Annotated in this window: 14 protein-coding genes; 2 read left to right on the forward strand and 12 right to left on the reverse strand. The window is 39.7% G+C overall.

What is annotated here, in order from left to right; genetic code table 11:
• The 3 genes from BUA96_RS02430 to BUA96_RS02440 all read right to left on the reverse strand — a co-directional run bounded on the left by BUA96_RS02430 (position 1) and on the right by BUA96_RS02440 (position 2,349).
• Entirely contained in the window at positions 1-354 is a 354-nt protein-coding gene (locus BUA96_RS02430) for a hypothetical protein (RefSeq protein WP_072979987.1), read from the reverse strand.
• Between the two features lie 242 nt (positions 355-596).
• Positions 597-1,274: a response regulator gene (locus BUA96_RS02435; protein WP_072979989.1), complete on the reverse strand. Its 678-nt coding sequence runs from the start codon at positions 1,272-1,274 to the stop codon at positions 597-599.
• On the reverse strand, positions 1,267-2,349 hold the full coding sequence (locus BUA96_RS02440) for a sensor histidine kinase (protein WP_233430593.1): 1,083 nt from the start codon (positions 2,347-2,349) through the stop codon (positions 1,267-1,269). The genes BUA96_RS02435 and BUA96_RS02440 overlap by 8 nt, the downstream gene beginning before the upstream one ends.
• Before the next feature lie 323 nt (positions 2,350-2,672).
• On the opposite strand from BUA96_RS02440, the gene BUA96_RS02445 reads away from it, so the two are divergent.
• Positions 2,673-6,359, forward strand: coding sequence for a glycoside hydrolase family 2 TIM barrel-domain containing protein (locus tag BUA96_RS02445; RefSeq protein WP_072980453.1), 3,687 nt, complete (start codon positions 2,673-2,675; stop codon positions 6,357-6,359).
• A 141-nt stretch (positions 6,360-6,500) separates the two neighbouring features.
• Here BUA96_RS02445 and BUA96_RS02450 read toward each other — a convergent pair whose 3' ends face one another.
• From BUA96_RS02450 to BUA96_RS02475, 6 genes are all read right to left on the reverse strand, one after another.
• The gene (locus BUA96_RS02450) at positions 6,501-7,028 is read right to left on the reverse strand and encodes a GNAT family N-acetyltransferase (RefSeq protein WP_072979991.1); all 528 of its coding nucleotides are present in this window, start codon (positions 7,026-7,028) and stop codon (positions 6,501-6,503) included.
• A gap of 194 nt (positions 7,029-7,222) precedes the next feature.
• Positions 7,223-7,552 carry a DMT family transporter gene (locus BUA96_RS02455; protein WP_072979993.1) on the reverse strand — a complete coding sequence of 110 codons (330 nt, stop codon included), beginning with the start codon at positions 7,550-7,552 and terminating at the stop codon, positions 7,223-7,225.
• A gap of 71 nt (positions 7,553-7,623) precedes the next feature.
• Positions 7,624-8,187: a Crp/Fnr family transcriptional regulator gene (locus BUA96_RS02460; protein WP_072979995.1), complete on the reverse strand. Its 564-nt coding sequence runs from the start codon at positions 8,185-8,187 to the stop codon at positions 7,624-7,626.
• A gap of 502 nt (positions 8,188-8,689) precedes the next feature.
• A complete protein-coding gene (locus tag BUA96_RS02465) occupies positions 8,690-9,256 on the reverse strand; it encodes a carboxymuconolactone decarboxylase family protein (RefSeq protein WP_072979997.1) in 567 nt (188 codons plus the stop codon).
• Positions 9,257-9,314: 58 nt separating this feature from the next.
• Positions 9,315-9,878, reverse strand: a complete 564-nt coding sequence (locus tag BUA96_RS02470; RefSeq protein ID WP_072979999.1) for a TetR/AcrR family transcriptional regulator — start codon at positions 9,876-9,878, stop codon at positions 9,315-9,317.
• Positions 9,879-10,061: 183 nt separating this feature from the next.
• Positions 10,062-11,426: a Gfo/Idh/MocA family oxidoreductase gene (locus tag BUA96_RS02475; protein WP_072980001.1), complete on the reverse strand. Its 1,365-nt coding sequence runs from the start codon at positions 11,424-11,426 to the stop codon at positions 10,062-10,064.
• A 100-nt stretch (positions 11,427-11,526) separates the two neighbouring features.
• Here BUA96_RS02475 and BUA96_RS02480 point away from each other — a divergent pair, with 100 nt between their 5' ends.
• The gene (locus tag BUA96_RS02480) at positions 11,527-12,531 is read left to right on the forward strand and encodes an amidohydrolase family protein (RefSeq protein ID WP_072980003.1); all 1,005 of its coding nucleotides are present in this window, start codon (positions 11,527-11,529) and stop codon (positions 12,529-12,531) included.
• Positions 12,532-13,669: 1,138 nt separating this feature from the next.
• Here BUA96_RS02480 and BUA96_RS02485 read toward each other — a convergent pair.
• From BUA96_RS02485 to BUA96_RS02495, 3 genes are read right to left on the reverse strand one after another with little or no spacing between them, the layout of a single operon-like run.
• Complete coding sequence (locus BUA96_RS02485) at positions 13,670-14,341, reverse strand: DUF3823 domain-containing protein (protein ID WP_072980005.1); 672 nt, start codon at positions 14,339-14,341, stop codon at positions 13,670-13,672.
• A 44-nt stretch (positions 14,342-14,385) separates the two neighbouring features.
• The gene (locus BUA96_RS02490; protein WP_072980007.1) at positions 14,386-16,230 is read right to left on the reverse strand and encodes a RagB/SusD family nutrient uptake outer membrane protein; all 1,845 of its coding nucleotides are present in this window, start codon (positions 16,228-16,230) and stop codon (positions 14,386-14,388) included.
• 11 nt (positions 16,231-16,241) lie between these two features.
• A complete protein-coding gene (locus tag BUA96_RS02495) occupies positions 16,242-19,406 on the reverse strand; it encodes a SusC/RagA family TonB-linked outer membrane protein (protein WP_084673030.1) in 3,165 nt (1,054 codons plus the stop codon).
• Positions 19,407-20,454 lie beyond the last annotated feature (1,048 nt).

A 20,454-nucleotide genomic window follows, 5' to 3' on the forward strand; every position in this document is an offset into this window, starting at 1 on the left:
TTAGATTGCTTGAACCTCCATAATTAGTTCTTGTAAATGGTATTTGAGTTCGTAAAGTTGTGCTTGAATTTTATCTTTATGACCGGGGTCTCCGATGAGCTCTTTGTAGTGCTTGCCCAACATTTCAACATGCTTTATTATCAACTGTGTTTTATTTATGAACTCAGTCTTATTTTCAGTGTTTAGAAACTCGATGATCCCTCCGGAAGATTCTTCAGAAAACAGAGCAAGTCCTAGATTGATTTTAACTGGCTCTGCGTGCAACTCACTCAAGCGTAAGAATTCTTTAACATCTTGGCAGACTTGTATAAGCGTATGTGCTATTTTTTCAGATATGATTAATCTATTCGACATAAAACACCTTTTAGGACCTCTTAAAAGTCAGTTAGGTTTTGTCGTAGAATACTAGAAATACGTCTTAAACAGTTTATGGATTATTTAGAGGTGCTGACTGTTTTCAGCGATCCTTTTAATCAAGTATCTGTTAAGAAGATTACTCCCTATTTTCTACTGTGTTATTTACAACACAAAGTTCAAGGGAAACTGATAAGTAAAAAATCAAAGTTGGCTAGACTGAAATAAAGATTTTATAAAGATTATTGAAAACGGTAACCTACGCCACTTTCTGTAAGTATATGTAAAGGATTATTAGCGTCTTCTTCAATTTTCTTACGAAGCGTACCTACAAATACGCGTAAGTACTGTGTTTCTGTCACGTAACCCATACCCCAAATTTCTTTAAGAAGATATTGGTGAGTTAAAACTCTCCCTTCATTCTTAGCGAATAGACAAAGTAATTTATATTCTGTAGCGGTAAGTTTAATGGGTATATCATTACGCGTTACAGACCTTGCGACGAGGTCAAGAGTAATATTACCAATTGATAAAACAGCATTATTTTCTGATTGGTTAGATCTTCGAAGTGCCGACCGAATTCTTGCTAATAATTCACCTGTTCGAAAAGGTTTGGTTAAATAATCTGTTGCTCCATTATCTAGGGCTGCAATAATATCATCTTCACTATCAATTACCGAAAGAATGATGACAGGCTGAGTATACCATTCGCGTAAGTCTTGAAGTACCTGATGACCGCTTTTATCTGGTAAGCCTATATCCAGTAAAATCAAATCTGGAGGATGACTCGCTGCTAAGATTAAGCCCTCTTTTGCAGTTGAGGCTTTAAGTACTTTATAATCATGACTCTCCAGATTGATTTGAAGAAGCTTTCTAATTTGTGGTTCATCATCTATTACCAGTATTTCAGCCTTATTCATGCTCCAAATTTAAACTATCAGAGAATTCGCAAGGAATTTCTAATGTGAATTGCGCACCACCCTGTTTCCTATTTTTTAGATATATCTTTCCATTCATAGCTTCAGTAAACCCTTTTACTATAGAAAGGCCCAATCCCGTTCCTCCTACCGATGTATTGGCAATACGATAGAATTTTTCAAAGACTTTATCAATCTCGTGTTCCGGAAAACCTGATCCATTATCTGAAATTGTAATTATACAATGAGTTGAACTAATCGTTTGGTCTATCGTAATAATTGATTGTTTGGGGGTATGCTGAAGGGCGTTATGAATTAAGTTATAAAGAATGTGTTCTAAAAGTCCGGGATCAAGTTTAGCTAGTGGAATATCGTCTTGAGTATTCACTAAAATTTGGTGTGTAAAACCATCATCCTTGCTAAGCTTGACTGTTTTAAAAATAAGCTCGTTCAAATCTATCCAGTCGTATTTAGGCTGAAGAAAACCTGCTTCTAGCCTGCTAATACTCAAAAGGTTTTCTACTTGCCTATTCAAACGAAAACTTGCAATTTCAATCTCTGTATATAAAGCTTCGTGATTAGTTGTAGAGAGCTTAATCTGCTGGTCTCGTAGGGTATCCAAAGAGCCTATAATGGTTGCAATTGGTGTTCTAAGTTCGTGAGAAAGTGAACTAAGAAGTGTATTGTAAAGCTTAATTGCTTTTTCCTTTTCTATCTGATCTCTTTCATTACGCTCTACCTGCCTTATTTTGTAGGTAAGCACCGCATTGATAGAAGCAATAACAAAATACATTAAAAACATTAAGGCATCTTCTGGAGTTGCTATTCGCAAATACCATATAGGAGGAATGAAAAAGAAGTTCCAGAACAAGGCGCTTAGCAGTGCTGAAAGCATCACCGGCAGAATATCAAACAAAATCGCATTGAGTGAAACTACCAACAATAAGATTAGTGCCACAGCCCTATACCCTATCAATCCGGCAAACGGAAAGCAAATACTACCAACCAACAGCACTGCGATGAGAGCAATAAAGTATTGTGTTCTTTGGCTATAAACCCTAGTTTTTAAAATTAACAACGATGATATAGTTTGATTCCGTTACTGCCATTAGAAAAGACAATGTTAAATAAGAAAACTTGGCTATACAGCTATTTTATCTAAAAATTAATGGTGCTTTAAGAGCGTATAGGTTTTCATTATTAGCGAAGTTACTACATCTACTTTTTTTTAAATATTAAATAATTAATCTACTCATTCAATATAAAACCTCGTTCAATTTAAGAATAAACTTTAAAGAAAACTTTTAAAATAAGCAGAACAACTAAAACGTTTTATTAAGTTTGATTTAAATTTACTAATCTACACCTTTTCAATCTTGTAACTTGATTAAGCAACCAATCATGAACTTTAAGAAAACAACTAAAATTCTTGGGCTAGCAATAAGCTGCCTGTTCTTAGCTTGTGCACCTACTGCTAAAAACGATTTGTCTAGTACATTATTTACATTACAAAATGTAGATGGTCTTGCGATAAGTAGTCTTGACGATGCTAAAAATGAGACCTTTTTGTTTTTAGAAAAGACAGAAAAGGTGAGTAAAAGCCAAGCTTGGCAGTTTTACAAAATTCAAGATAATACATACAGTATAAGCAACCCTTTTACTCATAAAGGCATCGATAACTTTAACCGTGGTTCAAGCGATGGCAACCCTGTAATTCTTTGGGACACCGACAGCCACAACCCCAATCAACAATGGGAACTTAAACCTCTTGATAATGGACGCTATTATATAGTTCAGAAAAACACTGGGATGTACTTAGCTTCGGTAAAAAATAAAAAGGGAGAGCTACAACTTATGCAGCTACCTGACGTAAAGCAAGAATGGATTTTAAAACCCAGTAAACTCCCAATGCCCAAACCTCAACCGCTACGAGGAGAAAACGAGTGGGAAAATGAAACCATTTTCAGCATAAATAAAGAAGAAGGTCACGCTACTTATATTCCTTATTCATCTGTAGCTGCTTTGCAAAGCGATTTATACTATCAAAAACCTTGGGTAGCATCTAATTCTGATTTATATCATTCCCTTAATGGAATGTGGAAATTTAAATGGGTAAAAAATACCACTGAGCGCCCACTTGATTTTTTTAAGGAAAACTATGACACCTCTACTTGGGAAGAATTACCAGTACCGGCTTGCTGGCAAATGTATGGGTATGGCACTCCAATATACACCAACATCACCTATCCTTTTAAAAATAACCCTCCATTTATACAAGCTAAAGAAGGTTATACAAATGCAGAAGAGACAAATCCTGTTGGGTCTTATAAAAGAACATTTAGTATCCCAAAAAACTGGAATGAGAAAGAAATCTTTATCCATTTTGATGGCGTATATAGTGGTTTCTTTATTTGGATTAATGGAAAAAAAGTGGGGTATAGTCAAGGGGCAAATAATGTCGCTGAGTTTAACATCACAAAGTATCTCAACCCGGGAGAAAATGAAGTTGCAGTGCAAGTTTTTAGATGGACCGACGGAAGCTATCTCGAAGATCAAGATATGTTTAGAATGAGTGGCATACATAAAGATGTTTACTTATTTGCTACTCCGCAGGTGCATATACGCGACTATAAATTACAGGCAGACTTTTTGCAATCGGCGCTTACTTCGTCTCGATTTTCAGCGAATATAGAAATTAGCAATGTATCTAAAACGACAAGTGCTCCTTGCAGTGTCGAACTTCAACTATTGGCTCCCAACGGCTCTTCTGTACTTACTAGCACTGCTATGATCAAGTCTATAAAACAGCAGAGCAAGCAAAAACTAACCTTAGAAGGTACTGTAAATAAGCCTTTATTATGGTCGGCAGAGTCTCCAGAACTATACACGGCTATACTCGTATTAAAAAACGAAGACAATCAGGTGACGGAGGTAATTTCCTCAAAATTTGGTTTCCGAAAAATTGAAATTAAAAACAATCGTGTTTATGTAAATAATGAGCAAGTGTTTTTTAAGGGGGTTAATAGACACGAATCCCACCCTAAATATGGTCGTACAGTACCCTTAAATACCATTATCAAAGATGTTGAACTGATGAAACAGAACAACATAAATATGATACGTACCAGCCATTACCCCAATCAACCCCGTAGTTATGCTTTATATGATTACTACGGACTCTATATTATGGACGAAGCGGATATTGAAAATCACGGTAATCACAACATAAGCAACAATCCGTCGTGGGTACCAGCTTGCAAAGATCGCGTACAACGTATGATCGCTCGTGATAAAAATCACGCTTCGATTTTGTTTTGGTCTATGGGTAACGAAGGGGGCAATGGAGCTAATTTTGATTCTATCGCTCGATTATCACGTGCTATAGACCCTACCCGACCCGTGCATTATGAAGGTCGAAGCTCTTCGGCTGATATGGATAGCCAAATGTATCCTAGTCTAGAAGGTATGCGCAAAATGGATCGTAATGGCACGCAAAAGCCTTATTTTATTTGTGAATATGCTCACGCTATGGGTAATGCTATGGGTAATTTACAAGAATACTGGACTTATATTGAAAACGATTCTGAGCGCTTAATAGGTGGTTGCATATGGGATTGGGTAGATCAATCTATTAATCGTCCCATACCACTTAAAGGGAATCATACCACGCTAGAAAACAAACGTTCTACCAAGGGTACGGTTCCTATTGCTTATCAAAAAACAGATCCTACTTTAGATCCTGAGAAAATATATTATTACGGTGGTGACTTTGATGACACTCCTAATGACGCTGACTTTTGCGTTAATGGTATTATTACTCCAGATCGTGGAGCAACCGCCAAGCTAAAGGAAGTTAAAAAAGTATATCAATACATTAAAGTTAAGCCTCAAAATTTAGACAAAGGCCTTTTATTGGTAGAGAATAAGTATGACTTTACAAATTTAAATACGTTCGATATATCCTATAAGCTCTTAGAAGACGGCCAACTCGTACAATCGGGAGAGCTTGCCAAACTTGATTTAAAACCTAATGAAAAAGGACAGCTTAAAATTCCGTTAGACTTTAATCGAAAGGAACAAGCTGAATATTTAATTAATGTACAATTTGCTCTAGCTCAAAATACACCGTGGGCAAAAAAAGGACATGTTGTTGCTGAAGAACAAATAGCTTTAACTTCTAAACCCATTTATAAGTATACTCCCGAAGATAAGATTCTTGGAGCTATAGAACTTTCTAAAAATGATAAGTATTTGACTATTAAAGGAGCTTCATTTAGCACGAGCATAGATACCACTACAGGTATCATAACTGATTTAGTATACAATAATAAACCCGTGATCTATAAGAATGCCGGACTTAAGCTTAACTGGTATCGTAGTATTGGTAATGATAAGTATGCTGATCAAAATTACTATTCGACCCAATACGACTTGCAAAAGTTTGATTATGAAGTTTTAAAAAATAATACTGGCGTGCATATCTTAACTGAAGTTTACGCGACTCTTGACAATGATAAAAACACTAAAATTCCATACAAACTGAGCTATACAGTGTATGCAGATGGTACGATAGCTATAGATGGTATTTTTGAAACTCCACCCGCAGAGCAGGTTATACATCGCATAGGCTTACAGATGCAAGTGAATCCAGATCTGGAGGCAGTATCATGGTACGGACGTGGGCCGCACGAAAATTACCAGGATCGTAAAACTGCAGCTCAACTAGGTATTTATAATCTAAATGTTAATGATTTTGCTTCTGAACATTATACACGGTCACAGAGTATGGGAAATCGCGAAGACATACGCTGGATAACAATGACCGATAAAACCAACAGCGGTTTTAAAATACAATCCAACAATCAATTATCATTTAGTGCACTTCATTATGACGATGCCAGTTTATGGAACGCAAAGCACGACTTTATGCTCAATACGATTCAAAAACCGCAAACCTTTTTAAATCTAGATTGCTTGCAAGAAGGTGTAGGTAATGCTACTTGCGGCCCTATTACCTTAGAAAAATATCGTATCCCAGCTAATAAGACGCTTAGCTATTCTTTTACAATTGCACCCTTAGAACCTTAAAATACTTTGCTTTCTAAAAAAGAGTAATACTTAGATTACTTGATGAGCATCTTGTTCACTAATATTTAGACAGAATTGGGCGTTTCTTAGATCTAATTCTGTCTAAAATAACTAGTTTGAGATTCTGTGCGTTGGTATTGACTAACTGTATTTTAGTTCGAGCTTCATCATAATATCAGTTTGCTCATCACTACCTAGTCTGAACACATGTTTATCGAAAGTTTTAAATCCGTTTTTCTCATAAAATCTAATTGCTCTTAAATTTTCTTCCCAAACGCCTAACCACACATACTTCAATTGCATTGCTCTTGCCAACTCGATTGCTTTGTTATAAAGCATTTGCCCTATTTGCTTTCCTTGATATTCCTTTAAAACATAGATACGTTCAATTTCTAAAGCTTGCTCATCTTTAATTTCGGTCTGAGTAGACCCCATATTGATCTTTAAATAACCTATTATTTTACCATTAACCTCTGCAAAGTAAAATTCAGAATTTTGATTGTTTAGTTCAATCAGTAGCTTTTCTTTAGCAAACCCTATTGACAAATATTCCCGCATATTTTCTTCACTATTTACCGACGCAAAAGTTTCTGAAAAAGTTTGCTTCCCTATTCGCTGTAACTCAATGACATCAGCACCTGTAATCTTTCGTATGGTTATATGTTGCATTTTTATTCTATTTAAAATCTTGTTCTACCTATTTACGAGGCCCTATTCCTTATAATCAATTGACTGCTTTGTAGATTTTCTTCTTGATCGTAATCGTGTTAAGTCACTTATACTACCGATCTTGTTAATGCCGTTAATAGTAGTTTTTTCATAATGATAGGTTATTTGCTTTCGGCTGTTAAAAACTGTTGCTCCTAATGCGGAGAAACCACTTTAAGACCTATAATTGAACCGATTAGAGTGGTTAAAAAAAGTAGTCTTAAAAGCGTTATTGGCTCTTTAAAAATTATAATCCCTACCAAAACAGTCCCCACAGCCCCAATTCCGGTCCAAATTGCGTAAGCAGTACCTATGGGTAAGGTTTGGGTTGCTTTCATTAAAAGCAACATACTACTTACAAGGGCTATTAAGAAACCTGAATACCATATATACATTTCATTTCCTGAGGTTTCATTTGCTTTTCCCAAGCAGAAAGCAAAGGCTACTTCAAACAGCCCCGCAATTATTAAAATTACCCAATTCATAATCCTTTGACTTTTACGCAAAGTTCTACTTACAGGGTGTAGAAAAATTTAACAAATGATAAAAAACGATCTTACTTGATATTGGCTCTTATTCTACTTAAGCTCACTTGTGTTATTCCTAAATAAGATGCAATGAGGCCCAGTGAAACCCTCTGCAGTAATGTAGGGTGCTTTTTCAAAAGCTCAAGATAACGCTCGGTTGCGGTTCCAAGTTGATTAGATATAAATCGTTGTTCGGCTTTTATAAGTTCTTGTTCTGCAAATTTCCTTCCCCAATTAGCTATATGAATATCCGTTGAAAATAAGTCTTGAAGTTTTGCTACACTGATTTTATACAGTTCACAATCTTCTAGTAATTCTATATTTTCATATCCGCTCTGATTGAGAATATAACTTTTTAACGAAATAATGGTATCCCCTTCTTCTCCAAAAGCAATGGTAACTTCACCATCAAGAAAATCAGAAAAAGTTCGAGCAATTCCCTTTTTGATAAAATAAACGTCCTTTTCAACCTTGTCTGAATGAATAATAACATGATTTTTAGGGTGTCTAACTTCCTTAAAACATTCTATTAATTTGAGTTTAGACAATGTCCTAATTGGGTAGATTTTGTCGAGTATTTTATCAATGTCCATTTCTTATAAAACAGTATAGGATTCTAATGATGCTGGTTTGTTTTATTGATTTAGTAGTCCAATAGCAATCTAAATTAAGCCATAATTCAAAAATCAACATTCTCGTATCTGAAAGATTATTCACCAAGTTTACAAAGCAAACTTCAAAGTAACCAAGACCTGACTGGGGCGCAACTGATAACTGCTCTGAACATAGTAAAAATCAGTATTAAAGGCATTGATAAATGATTCGGTATTCAGGATGTTGGTACAAAAATCAAGTTTGTTTTGCGTTGCTACCTTTTGAAAATCAAACGTCGCCAGTCCGGATTTAGAAAAATATTGGATAAAATACCCAAAGAATTACACCAGCGTGTTCCGTTTTACTGTGGAAGTAAAAACCTGATGGACAAAGCTCACGAATTCTTAAATTGAAAAATCCCTGATTTTTCAATCAAGGATTTTCAAAGTAAATACCACAATGGTATTATCCTATTTGGCTGTGCTTTTATGATCTGTACTATTATTTAGACCAGCTAAATTTTTGAAAAGCATCATCTAAAGGCGTTTCAGCGATATGATTAGTATAATTACTAATAACCTTTTGAGACAAACCTAAAATGATATCTAAAAGATTGCGTTGCGTATAACCTTCTTCATAAAACGCATTCAATTCTTCTTCAGAAATATAGCCGCGATTCCGCGTAAGGGCTAATGTGGTGTTGTGCAATACCTGCAACTTTTTTGTTGGTAATTCAGATTGGTCTCTTAGCGCATTGATAATAGCGTCGTCTACTTTCATAGCTTTAGCAATTCCTGTATGCGCCGGTACACAATAATGACACTCGTGCTCCACATTTATCGTTTGCCATACTACAGTGAGTTCTTCTTTATTAAACGAGGAATTGGCAAACAATTCGTGCAGATTTTGATAGGCTTCTAAAAGATTAGGTGACCCGGCTAAAACACCGTGTAAATTAGGAATGTACCCGTAAGCATCTTTAGATTTTTGAAGCAATGTTTTACTTTTTTCACTAGCAGTGTTGATATCAAATATTTCTAAGCTTGCTGTGTTTTCTTTCTTATTCATAGTCATAAAATTAAATTTTATTTCTAAACGATCGTTTAGAAATAGGTTAAAAAAATAGTTATATAGTTTTAAATGTATATTCGATAAAATTTCCCAATTGGCTTCTATTAAACATTTTACTTGCTGAAGAAAGCCCGAACATCGCTAATAATAAATAATCTGCCTTTTCAGGAATATGCTCCTTCATTATCTGCGCATCTCGGTTCAATACCTCCACAAAAACTTGTTTAACATCCATTGTAAACGAGTTGATATAGTTCTTAATATCTAAGGCTGTATTCGCATTCATTTCATTGGCGGTATTCGTAATTAAGCAACCTTTTCCAAACTCTTTCTCCTTTGAAAACTCGATAAAATCATAAAAGTAGTTTTTAATGGCTGAAGCTCCTACCCCATCAGTTGCTAGGGGCTTTAACAGCTTAAACAGTTCTTTTTTATAACACTTTAAACTACTTAAAAAAAGTCCATTTTTGCTTCCAAAACTAGAATAGATCGAAAATTTATTGATACCAAGCTCAGATTCAAGCATCTTAACTGAAGTTGCCTCAAACCCATTCTTCCAAAACAGATTCATTGCTTTAAAAAGCACATCTTCTTCGTTATATTGTTTTAGTCTAGCCATTTTCTTTTACTACTGCACAAAACTAACCAATCGTTTAGAAATAAGAAAGATTTTAACCTTGTATTAAGTTTTTTGTTTTCTTTTTAAATATCTAGACGTATGGGCAGGCCGCTATATTTGCGCGACTGAGGCTAATTCGGTAAGTGAAATTAGCTTGCCAACTTCATAAACAGCCTTTTCCTATCACTCCCCATACTCCTCCTTCATCCAGTTGTACGGACTTCTTGCAACCCACTGCCCTCGTGTAAAATCAGGGAATTCTTGCGGTTCGCCATTATTGGCAATCGAGGCTTCAGAAAGTGGCGTAATCGCACTCCAGGCTGCTGCGTCGTAAGCATCAATAGGAGGAGCTACATTAGCGAGCGCCGACTCTACAAAAGCTTTCATCACAAAATAATCCATCCCGCCGTGACCGGCTCCGGTGGCTTCTGCTTCATACTTTTTCCAGACCGGGTGATCGTATTGGGTCAACCATTCCTGTGCATCATCCCAGCGGTGCGGCTCAGACTTGCCTTCGATGTAGATTCGGTCGCCATCCTTTTCCCATAATCCATTTGCGCCTTGTACCCTAAATCCTAACGAATAAGGTCTGGGCAAATTGGTGTCGTGCGTCACAATGATAGTTTCTCCGTTAGCACAAGCTATGGTAGACGTGATCACATCGCCTTGCTTGAATTTGATTTTGGCATTAGGATGCGCTGCACCTGCTTGTGCTACAATATGATTATGCAGTCCTACAGTTTTGGTAGCACTGGCGGTCATACTCACAAAACGATTACCCCGATTGATGTCAGCCATTGCCGCGATAGGTCCGACCCCGTGTGTGGGATACGTATCGCCATTGCGATGCACCGAATGTTTGGTGCGCCATTTTGCTTCAGAGATTCCTTTTTCACCAAATTCTACACCACCGCCATAGGGCTGTTTCCCATCATTAAACTTCACTTCTCTAAGGTCGTGTTGATAGCCACAACGGTAGTGAATCATTTCACCAAAAACCTGTTGTTTTACCATATTGAGCACGGCCATCACATCTCTGCGAAAATTCACATTCTCCAAAAACATCATATGCGTGCCGGTCGCTTCGTGCGTATTCACCAGATCCCAACACTCTTCGATAGTCTGTGATGCCGAAACTTCCAAGCCAGCATATACCCCGGCTTTCATCGCCGCCACGGCCATCTTGGTATGCCACAACCACGGCGTAGCAATGATTACTGCATCTACTTCTTTTGAATCCAAAAGGTTTAAATAATCTTCTTCATGCTTTCCAAAGACCAAAGGCTTCTTTCTCCCATCCTTTTGAATCAGGTCTAAAGCAATCTCAATGCGCTTAGGATCAATATCGCAAATCGCAGTGATCTCCGTATCGGTTCGTCGCATTGCATTGTTTAAGTGATTGGTTCCTCTTAAACCAACCCCGATAAAACCCAGTTTTAATTTTTCGGCCAAAGGCTTTGCATTTAGTGGAAAAACCAAATGCGGAGCAAGACTTATTCCCGCTCCAACCACCGCAGTTCCTTTGATAAACGTTCTTCTGGAATTCATAGATTTTAGTTTGACATTGGAGCATGCTTCATTGCTACTCGTATCTTTGTTAAATTAAAACATTCCTTCGGTCCTACAAAACCCTGCTAAACCTAAACCTATGTTACGCCCTTTTATCGATGCTCACGTTCATCTTAATACCAATACGCAGGCCAAGCTTCAACTGGCAGCGCAGTACGATGCGTATTTCGTTTCCATCAATACTGATATTCCTTTCTTTATTGACCTCCAAGCGCAACAAGAGATGATCACTACCCTAAACAAAAGTGCGCAGCGTTCGTTTTTTATCACCTCCTTTGATACTCAATATTGGAACACCCCCCGCTGGCTTCCCCACGCTATGGAACAAATTAAAGCGGGAATTGCAGCCGGTGCTAAAGGCGTTAAGATCTGGAAGAATATTGGGATGGACGAAAACCTGAAAGACGCGCAAGGGAATTTTGTTTTGCTTGATGATGCGCGTTTTGATCCTATCTTTCAATACTTGAGCGATGCCGGTATTTTATTGATCAACCATCAAGGCGAACCGCGTAATTGCTGGTTACCGCTGGAAGAAATGACTGTCACTTCTGACCGGAACTATTTTGCTGCGCATCCCGAATACCATATGTTTAAAAACAAGCACTATCCGTCTTACGAAACACATATGGCCGCACGGGACCGGGTGTTAGAACGCTATCCAAAGTTGAACTATGTAGGCTTGCATTTGTTTAGTATGGAATATGATCTCGACGAGGTCGCTAAGCGGCTCGACCGATTTCCCAACACTAAAACAGATCTTGCCGAACGCATTTGCCACGTACAGTTGCAAGCGATGCAGGATTGGGAAAAAGTCCGGCAGTTTTTTATAGACTATCAGGATCGCATCATTTACGGCACCGATGTTATTGATGACGGAAGTACTTCTGCGGAAGCTATTGCCGCCAAACTCGAACAACTTTGGCAGTATCACTGGGAGTTCTTTGCCACAGACCATATTATGGAAGCTCCTGCATTCACCGGAAGCTTTAAAGGTTTAAACCTGCCGCAACCTGTCTTAAAAAAAATCTTTTACAGCAACGCCGTAGCCACCTACAAGCTAGACCTTCACCAAGCGAATTTTTAATAGAAGAAATGCAGAAAGTGAGCAGTACCATTAGGCAGTCTCAGTGGGCGGTTTGCCATTATTTTGTATTTCTGATTTATTATTCCGCATTAAAGTACAAAGTCAGAAATACGAAATATAAATAAGTAACGTACTGTCACTTCGAGCGCATCCCGAAAGCTTTCGGGAGAGAAGCTTTTTGCAGTCAGCAAGGGCAGTTCGCAGTGGGCAATTGCGCTATTCATTATTCATGATTTATTATTCTAAGGCGTTCTCACGCTTCCTGTCCCAATGCATATCGGGAATGGTATCGCGTGTTTATGAGCAGTACAGTCATTTAGACCATCGGGAGAAAGCACATCTGGTGTGCGCCTCGTTAAAAGCCCTCATCCCCAGCCCTTCTCCCGCAAGAGAAGGGAGTTAGCAACCTGTGTGATCTTCCCGATAGCTATCGGAAGTCGTCGAGATGACTGACTGTTGTGAAAAGAATTTCTACTCGTACCCGAAGGGTTTGATAAAATGTAAAATACAAAAGTAGAAATATGAAATGCAGAGTTCAGTAGTCAGTGGCAGTGGGCAGTTTTCTGTTTAGGGTTTATTGTTTTGAGTTTGCTTTTTATAATACAAAACACAACGCTAATGTCACTTCGAGCGCATCCCGAAAGCTTTCGGGAGAGAAGCCTAGCTGATGAGATGCTGAAACGATCCCGATGGTTATCGGGACAGCTTGACAGCTCTTATTCATAAGCGTTACACACATTCATACCCGAAGGGTTACGCGAAATCAAAACTCCCTCGGTTCAGAATAGACGTAGGAAGCTCCGAAGGACAGGAGCGATAGCGACGCGGAGCTGACAAGGCGGTTTTCGCGATAGCGAAAAATTCCTAAGCGAGGGCGTCGTTTCTTTTGGTTCGTTTTCTTTAGACAAGTAAAGAAAATGAACAGAACGTGATTTGAAAGAAAACATATCAAAATGACATAATAAGTTCGTACAAAAACCTCACGCTTCCTGTCCCAATGCATATCGGGAATGGTATCGCGCGTATGTAATCGCATACTATAACTTCAATCTTACGAAATCCGATCCTTGAATAGCCCCCATAAAAAATCCCTGTAACCAAAAGCTTACAGGGATTAAAGCATTTTAAAATGTTGTACTTACAATTCGATTTTCTCTGCTTGGGTATAGATCAATTCATTTGAATTTGAAGAGCGTGCGCCAATACGTACAAAAACATATTCTGCATTTTGTAAATCTTCCGGAATGCTAACAGAAACCGATGCCGGGCTTCCAAAAGAAAGTGCTTCTACCGGTAGTGCTTCCGCATAATCATTGATATTTCGATCTAAAAGAACCGAGTTGCTCATAAATACAAATACCTCCTGCAACTCGCTGCCGGATACTACTTGATTGATCTGAAAATCGGCAGAGAGCGAACTTCCCGAAACAGTATAACTGGCATCGGTTAAGGTAATGTACGGAGTGACCGGTACATCAAGTTCGGTTCTTCCGTTTACATTGATGACAATGGTGTCTGTAAGTTGCGGCTGCCAAGGGTCGCCCCCTTTACGGACCAGTTTATATGCTCCATCAAACAAACTGACGGAATAACTTCCGTCCTGAGCGATATATACCGGAATAAATTCATTTAGGGCATACCCATCTTGCCAAAGCTCAAGTTCGGCACTGTTAGAACGTACACTCACCGGTGCGCCATCATAAGTGATCTGGCCTTCAAGTATAGCAGCCGGTTCGTCAAAATTATCTTTTTCACAGCCCGTAAGCACCACACTAAGCGCGATGAAACTATATATTATTGTTTTTCTCATAAAATTCATTTTAAAAAAAGAACTCCTTTTAAGAAGCGGACTTCTTAATGAAACGGATTTCTAACCAATTTAGGATTGTTGTTCAAAACGCCTTGATCTATAGAGGCGTAGTAATTCGCAAAGCGGAATAAGCGCGCTCTTCTAAAACGCGTTGGACGTAACTTTTGATAGATGTATTTATCATTGTCTGGATGTCCCGGACGCACGATGCGATATGGAAACACGCCATAAACCACCGCATTCTCATTAGACTCATCACCGTCCCATACTTCGTGCGCAATTCTCCAGCGCTTAAGATCAAAGAATCTATGATCTTCAAAAGCCAACTCGGTACGGCGCTCCTCACGAATATCCTGAAGCGTTACGGTTGCAATACTGTTTTCAGGGAAACCGGCACGCTCCCGTAACGTATTGATATAACCCGTTGCTACGGCAGGCTGATTGAGCTCAAAGGCGGCTTCTGCAGCATTCAAATAGATCTCTCCCAATCTAAACCACGGCCACCAGTTTTGTGATGCTACCCCACGTAAACTCGCTCCGGAAGCATCACTTAAAAACTTACGCATATAAAACCCGGTGTTGCTTACAAACTGTGCATTGTCCTGCGGGCCATCTGCACCGGTGAACAATCCGCCGTCATCATACGTACTTCCTAATTCTTGTGCTGTTAGCAATTCATACGCTCCGCTTTCTTGATAAACGGCTACACCCGCTTGTAATTTTACCGGCGAACCGCCAAACTCAGTACCCGGGTAGATCACCGTTCCGTAAAGACGTGCATCTTTATTATCAAAAATACCGGTGATCTCATCGTAAACAATAGGAGTTCCATCTGTATCTTCAATATTTAAAGTTCCGTCTGAGCCGTCTAAGTAATCAAAGCTTTCTACCAGATTTAACGATGGAGTAAGATTAGTAGGATATTCGTTATCATCAGTTAAACTACGCGGAATATTCTCAAAAGTAAATCCGTGTGTTTTTAGACTCGTCTCATAATCTTTAGCAAAAATGATCTCGCTGCTGGCTTTATCCATAAGCATCTCATAAAAATTCATCTGCTTATTGGCATTCTGATTGTACAACGCATAACCGCTATCTTCAATGATCTCTTGAGAGGCAGCCAAAGCCTTCTCATAATAGCCCGTAGCCATACTCGCAGGAATTCCTACTTCTTCTCCCGGAAGCGTTATAGGCGTATCCATCAGATTGTTGTATTTCGCTAAAGAAGCTGCGTAAAGCATCGCTCTACTTTCTAAAGCTAAGGCAGTAATACGGTTGGCACGCGTACGGCTTCCTTCATTGCCACTCAAATTACCTTTAATGGCTTCCATCTCCTCAAAGATAAAATCATAGACCTCGTACTCTTTAGCACGTGGCACCTGTAGATATTCCGGATTCCCGCTATAGTCGTAAATCAACTGCTCCGTCACGAGCGGCACCCCGCCCATACGCTTTACCATTTCAAAATAAACCATTGCGCGTATAAACCGAAGCTCTCCATTAAACTGTGCTTTTTGGGTATCACTGATTTCTGTACCAAATTCTTCCAGATTTTCTAACGCCAAGTTGATGTCGCGAATAAAGGTGTAGTCCCAATACCGACCGTAATCATTGCCATACTGAAAGTCGTTGCGCCAGTTTTGATCAAAGTGTCCTGACCACATCGCATCGTCTATTTCGGCCATTCCACCGGAATAAAACACGCCGTGCATAGAGGGAATACGGTCATAATAATTGGCCAGAAGGGATACGACCAACTCGGGGTCGTTCCATAACTGGTCATCGTCGATTATATTTTTTGGATCACGTTCTAGCCAACCGTCATTATCGCAGCTAAAGCACGCGACAAGCATGGCTAAACATAAAAAGTGTACTATTTTAATTTTCATTGTCATTTTTTTTAAAGTGTAAGATTAACACCAACTACCACTGTTTTTTGCTGCGGATAAACCACCGCGCCACTTGCTGAGATCTCCGGGTCAATACCGTATTCCTTTACATTATCAAAGGAAACCAGATTAGAACCGGTCACATAAAGTCTCAAACGATCTGCATTGATCTTAGACACCCAGCTCTCTGGGAAGGTATAGCCCAGCTCAATATTGCGCAGGCGTAAGAACCATACGTTAGTCAGCCAGAAGTCACTGTTACGGGCATTAGGACCTACGTTACCATTACGCAATGCAGGGTATTTTCCGGGAATCCACTCACTGTTGGGATCATAAGGATCGGCACGATGCCAGCGGTCTGTAAGTAAATAGGCCGGTGAGTTTCCACCCGCGTGAAACGGATTTCTAAGTTCGTAATCCTGAAACCACGACTGCATAGAACCTCCGGCAAGATCTACCGTAAAGTCAATATTCTTCCAATTCATACTTATCGTACCACCATAAGAAAGAATAGGTGACCAATTGGTTGGGTATCCTATAGGGCGCTCATCCATATAATTGATAATGCCGTCATTGTTCACATCCTTATAAATAAAATCTCCCGGCAATAAGGTTTGATTGTTCTGCCCGTCGATATTCACTTCGTAGTTGTTGATCTGGTCTTCAGACTCAAAGCGGCCTACCACCTGATAGCCCCACCATACACCGCCCCAGCGGTCTTCGATAGAGTTTCGGTATTCGTTATACGAGTTTCCAAAACGCGGTTTATAGGTTGAGATATTCTTATACCTTGAGTAGGTCATATTTCCACTTACAGAAAATTGAAAATCATTACTGATGCTTCCGCGATAGGTGATGATTCCTTCCGCTCCGTTATAACCGTTCTCATTAAGATTTTCGTTCGGTAAGGTGTAGCCTACCTCACTGGGCAACAACACATCATAACGCGGCGCCGGCACCCCGGTTCTTCTAATTCTAAAGACATCTGCCGTAAGGGTCAGCTTATTTTTGAACATGGAGAGATCTACACCAATATTCGAGTTGGTATTGGTCACCCAAGATAGATTGGTGATCGGTAAACCACGAGGTCTTAAACCGGTGGTATAGTTTCCGTCAAGCACGGCGTTACCGTTATTCCAAGTATAGCCACCTATGTAGTCAAACATCCCTACGCCTTGCTCCTGCCCGGTTTGACCGGTTGAAGCACGTATCTTCAGGTCATTGATGACATCGGTAAGAGGCTCAAAGAATTTTTCATCAGAAATACGCCAACCTACAGAAATCCCAGGGAAGAATCCCCAGCGCTCACCCGGCGGATACAGGTATGATGCATCGTATCTACCCAATAATTCTACCAGATATTTATCTTTATAACTGTAGTTGAGCTTACCAATATATCCTGCACGCGCTTGATAATTCCAGCTGTCTGCAAACGAGTTCAGTTGATCAAATTCCAATAAAGGCAAATAGTTGTTAGAAGGATTCGTTCCTAATTGTAAATAATCCTGCTCAAAGTCTGAACGTTCAAAAGCCCCCATAATAGAAAACTTGTGATCGCCAATGGTTTTAGCATAATCCAGTTTGATCTGCGAGAAAGTACTGATGTCTTCCCGTTCGGTTTGAAACCTCCAACCTCCATCTGCACCACCGGTCGCATTGTAGGTATCATTGGCTTCGTCATACGTGTACACATCATAGGTGTACTGGAACCCATCAAATTTATTATTGCTGAAATTGTAAGAGTGTGTTCCACGAACTTTCAGTCCGAAACCAAACTCATACTCCGCAAATAGGTTGACGTTCAAGTTGCGGGCGAAATTGTCTTTATACCCTACGATATCTCTCTTAAACAAGGCCGGGTTACGGGCAAAGTCTCTAGTTTGATTAGGATACTCCGGATTGTTGTTAGCATATGGAGGTACCGTAGGCAGGTTACTGAACACGCCTAAAATAGCAGAGAAATAACCATCCCCACCGGGTAGTCCTACATCACGGGTTTCTTCTAATCTACCGCTTATTTGCGCACCAACTTTTACGCTATTAGCGATCTTAGATTCAATATTAGCTTGCAAGTTGGTTCGCTCGTAACCAAAGTCATCCAGCAGCGCTTTCTGATTGGTGTTCGCTAAAGAAAGGTAGTAGTTGGTTTTGTCCGTACCTCCCGAAACACTGGCATTGATGTGCGACTGTGGCACATTATCCCGCATTAAAAAGTCATAGTAATCATAACTCTGGTATCCCGGTTCGGTACCCTCTTGCCATTTCTGTAATTCCTCTGGCGTATAGACAGTGTTAGGATCTCTACCCTCATTTTGCGCCGCCTCTACAAGTCCGCGTGTGTACTGTGCTGCATTAGCCAACTCTGGAAAGCGCGTAAGGTTTTGCCAACCGTAGTAACTGCTGATACTGATACGCGGTTTGTCGTTGTTTTTTCCTTTTTTAGTAGTTACCAAAACAACACCGTTTGCAGCACGCATTCCGTAAACCGCAGCAGAGGCGTCTTTAAGAATCGTGATACTCTCAATATCTTCAGGGTTTAAGGAATTAAACATATCGTTCCCCGAATTCCCGGTAGACTGTACCCAGTCGCGACCCATATCTCCGCCGTAAGGCACTCCGTCTATCACATACAACGGATTCCCAAGGTTTCTGATCTCCAATTGAGCACCACGCCCCGGGCGTGCATCCTGCGCACGTACCGAAACCCCTTGGATCTTACCGGCTAAAGCTCCGGCAGTTGTGGTAGAGGTGGTTCGGGTGATATCTTCTGTGTCAATCGTACTGATCGCCCCGGTCACATCCTTTTCTCTCTTGGTCCCATATCCTACAACCACTACAGCATCCAATGCCTCCTCATCCGTTTTTAAGGTCGCCTCATAGGTATCTTCAGCAGTTACCGGCAATTCTTGTGGTTGATAGCCCACATACGAAATAAGCAATACCCCATCCGCTAAAGTACTGGAGATGCTAAGGTTGAATTTACCGTCAAAGTCTGTTACTGTACCGTTAGAAGTGCCTTTGATCAAGACCGAAGCCCCCGGCAACGGCATACCGGTATCGTCGTAAACAGTTCCTGAAATTTGCCGATCCTGCGCTTGAGCAAATGCCGTAAACAGGCAAAGTAAAAAAAGATACCTCAGCCGAAAGCGCTTAGGATTTTTTAAAACGTTATACATACACTAAAAGTTTTGTAATAAGATGTCTTCTGTGAAAATCGATTCCACAAGAAAACGATTGCGTTAATTTTATCGTTACAATGTTCTTAAACTTGCGCCATTTTCAACGGGTATTAATTGTTCACTCCTAGGGCACAAATTATCGCGAAGTGTTAATTTTATTGGGTTTCTAACGTTTTAGTCTTAAAAAAACACTCCAAGATTAATTTTTAAGTGTTCATTTAACATTTGTAATCCGAAAACGATTTATGACTTCAAGGCTGCTTTTGTTTTTATTCTGTTATTCGTGGTTTGTGATTTATTATTTGGGAATGCGTATCTAAGACTTTTTTAAATACGGAGTTCAGAATTCAGTAGGCAGTAGGCAGTGGCAGTATGCAATAATTATTATACTGTTTGTTATTTCTGATTTATAATTCCGTATTAAAGTACAAAGTCAGAAGTACGAAATATAAATAAGCAACGTACTGTCACTTCGAGTGATTCTCGAGCGCCTTAGCGCGAGAGGATTGTATCGAGAAGTCATATGAAATCAGTAGTCCCGGTTGGCAGTTTGTTGTTTTCAACGTTACCGCGCTGCCTGTCCCAATGAAGATTGGGTATTGTATCGCGTGTTGATTGGGAATTGTATCACATATTTTAGAGTTGCACAACTATCTCCACCTCTAACGCGATCAGCTCCCCTACTCAACGAGGAGGGGTGGCAGCGAAGCGCACGCAGTGTGCAGAAGCTGACAGGGTGGTGTTACCGCAACTGTATTAGAACCACCCCTGCCCTGCTGCGCGGGCTTTCCCCTCCTTCAAAAGGAGGGGAGCTGTTGTATTCTATTATTAATAATCCTTGTAATGCGATGCTGAAACGAGTTCAGTAGGCAGTGGCAGTTTTCAGTTTAGGGTTTACTGTTTGAAATACGCAGGGGTCTGTCACTTCGAGCGCATCCCGAAAGCTTTCGGGAGAGAAGCCTTGCTGATGAGATGCTGAAACGAGTTCAGCATGACAGCTCTTATTCATAGGCGTTATATGCATTCATACCCGAAGGATTGGATA

The organism is Leeuwenhoekiella palythoae (assembly GCF_900130045.1).
Taxonomy (GTDB): Bacteria; Bacteroidota; Bacteroidia; order Flavobacteriales; family Flavobacteriaceae; genus Leeuwenhoekiella; species Leeuwenhoekiella palythoae.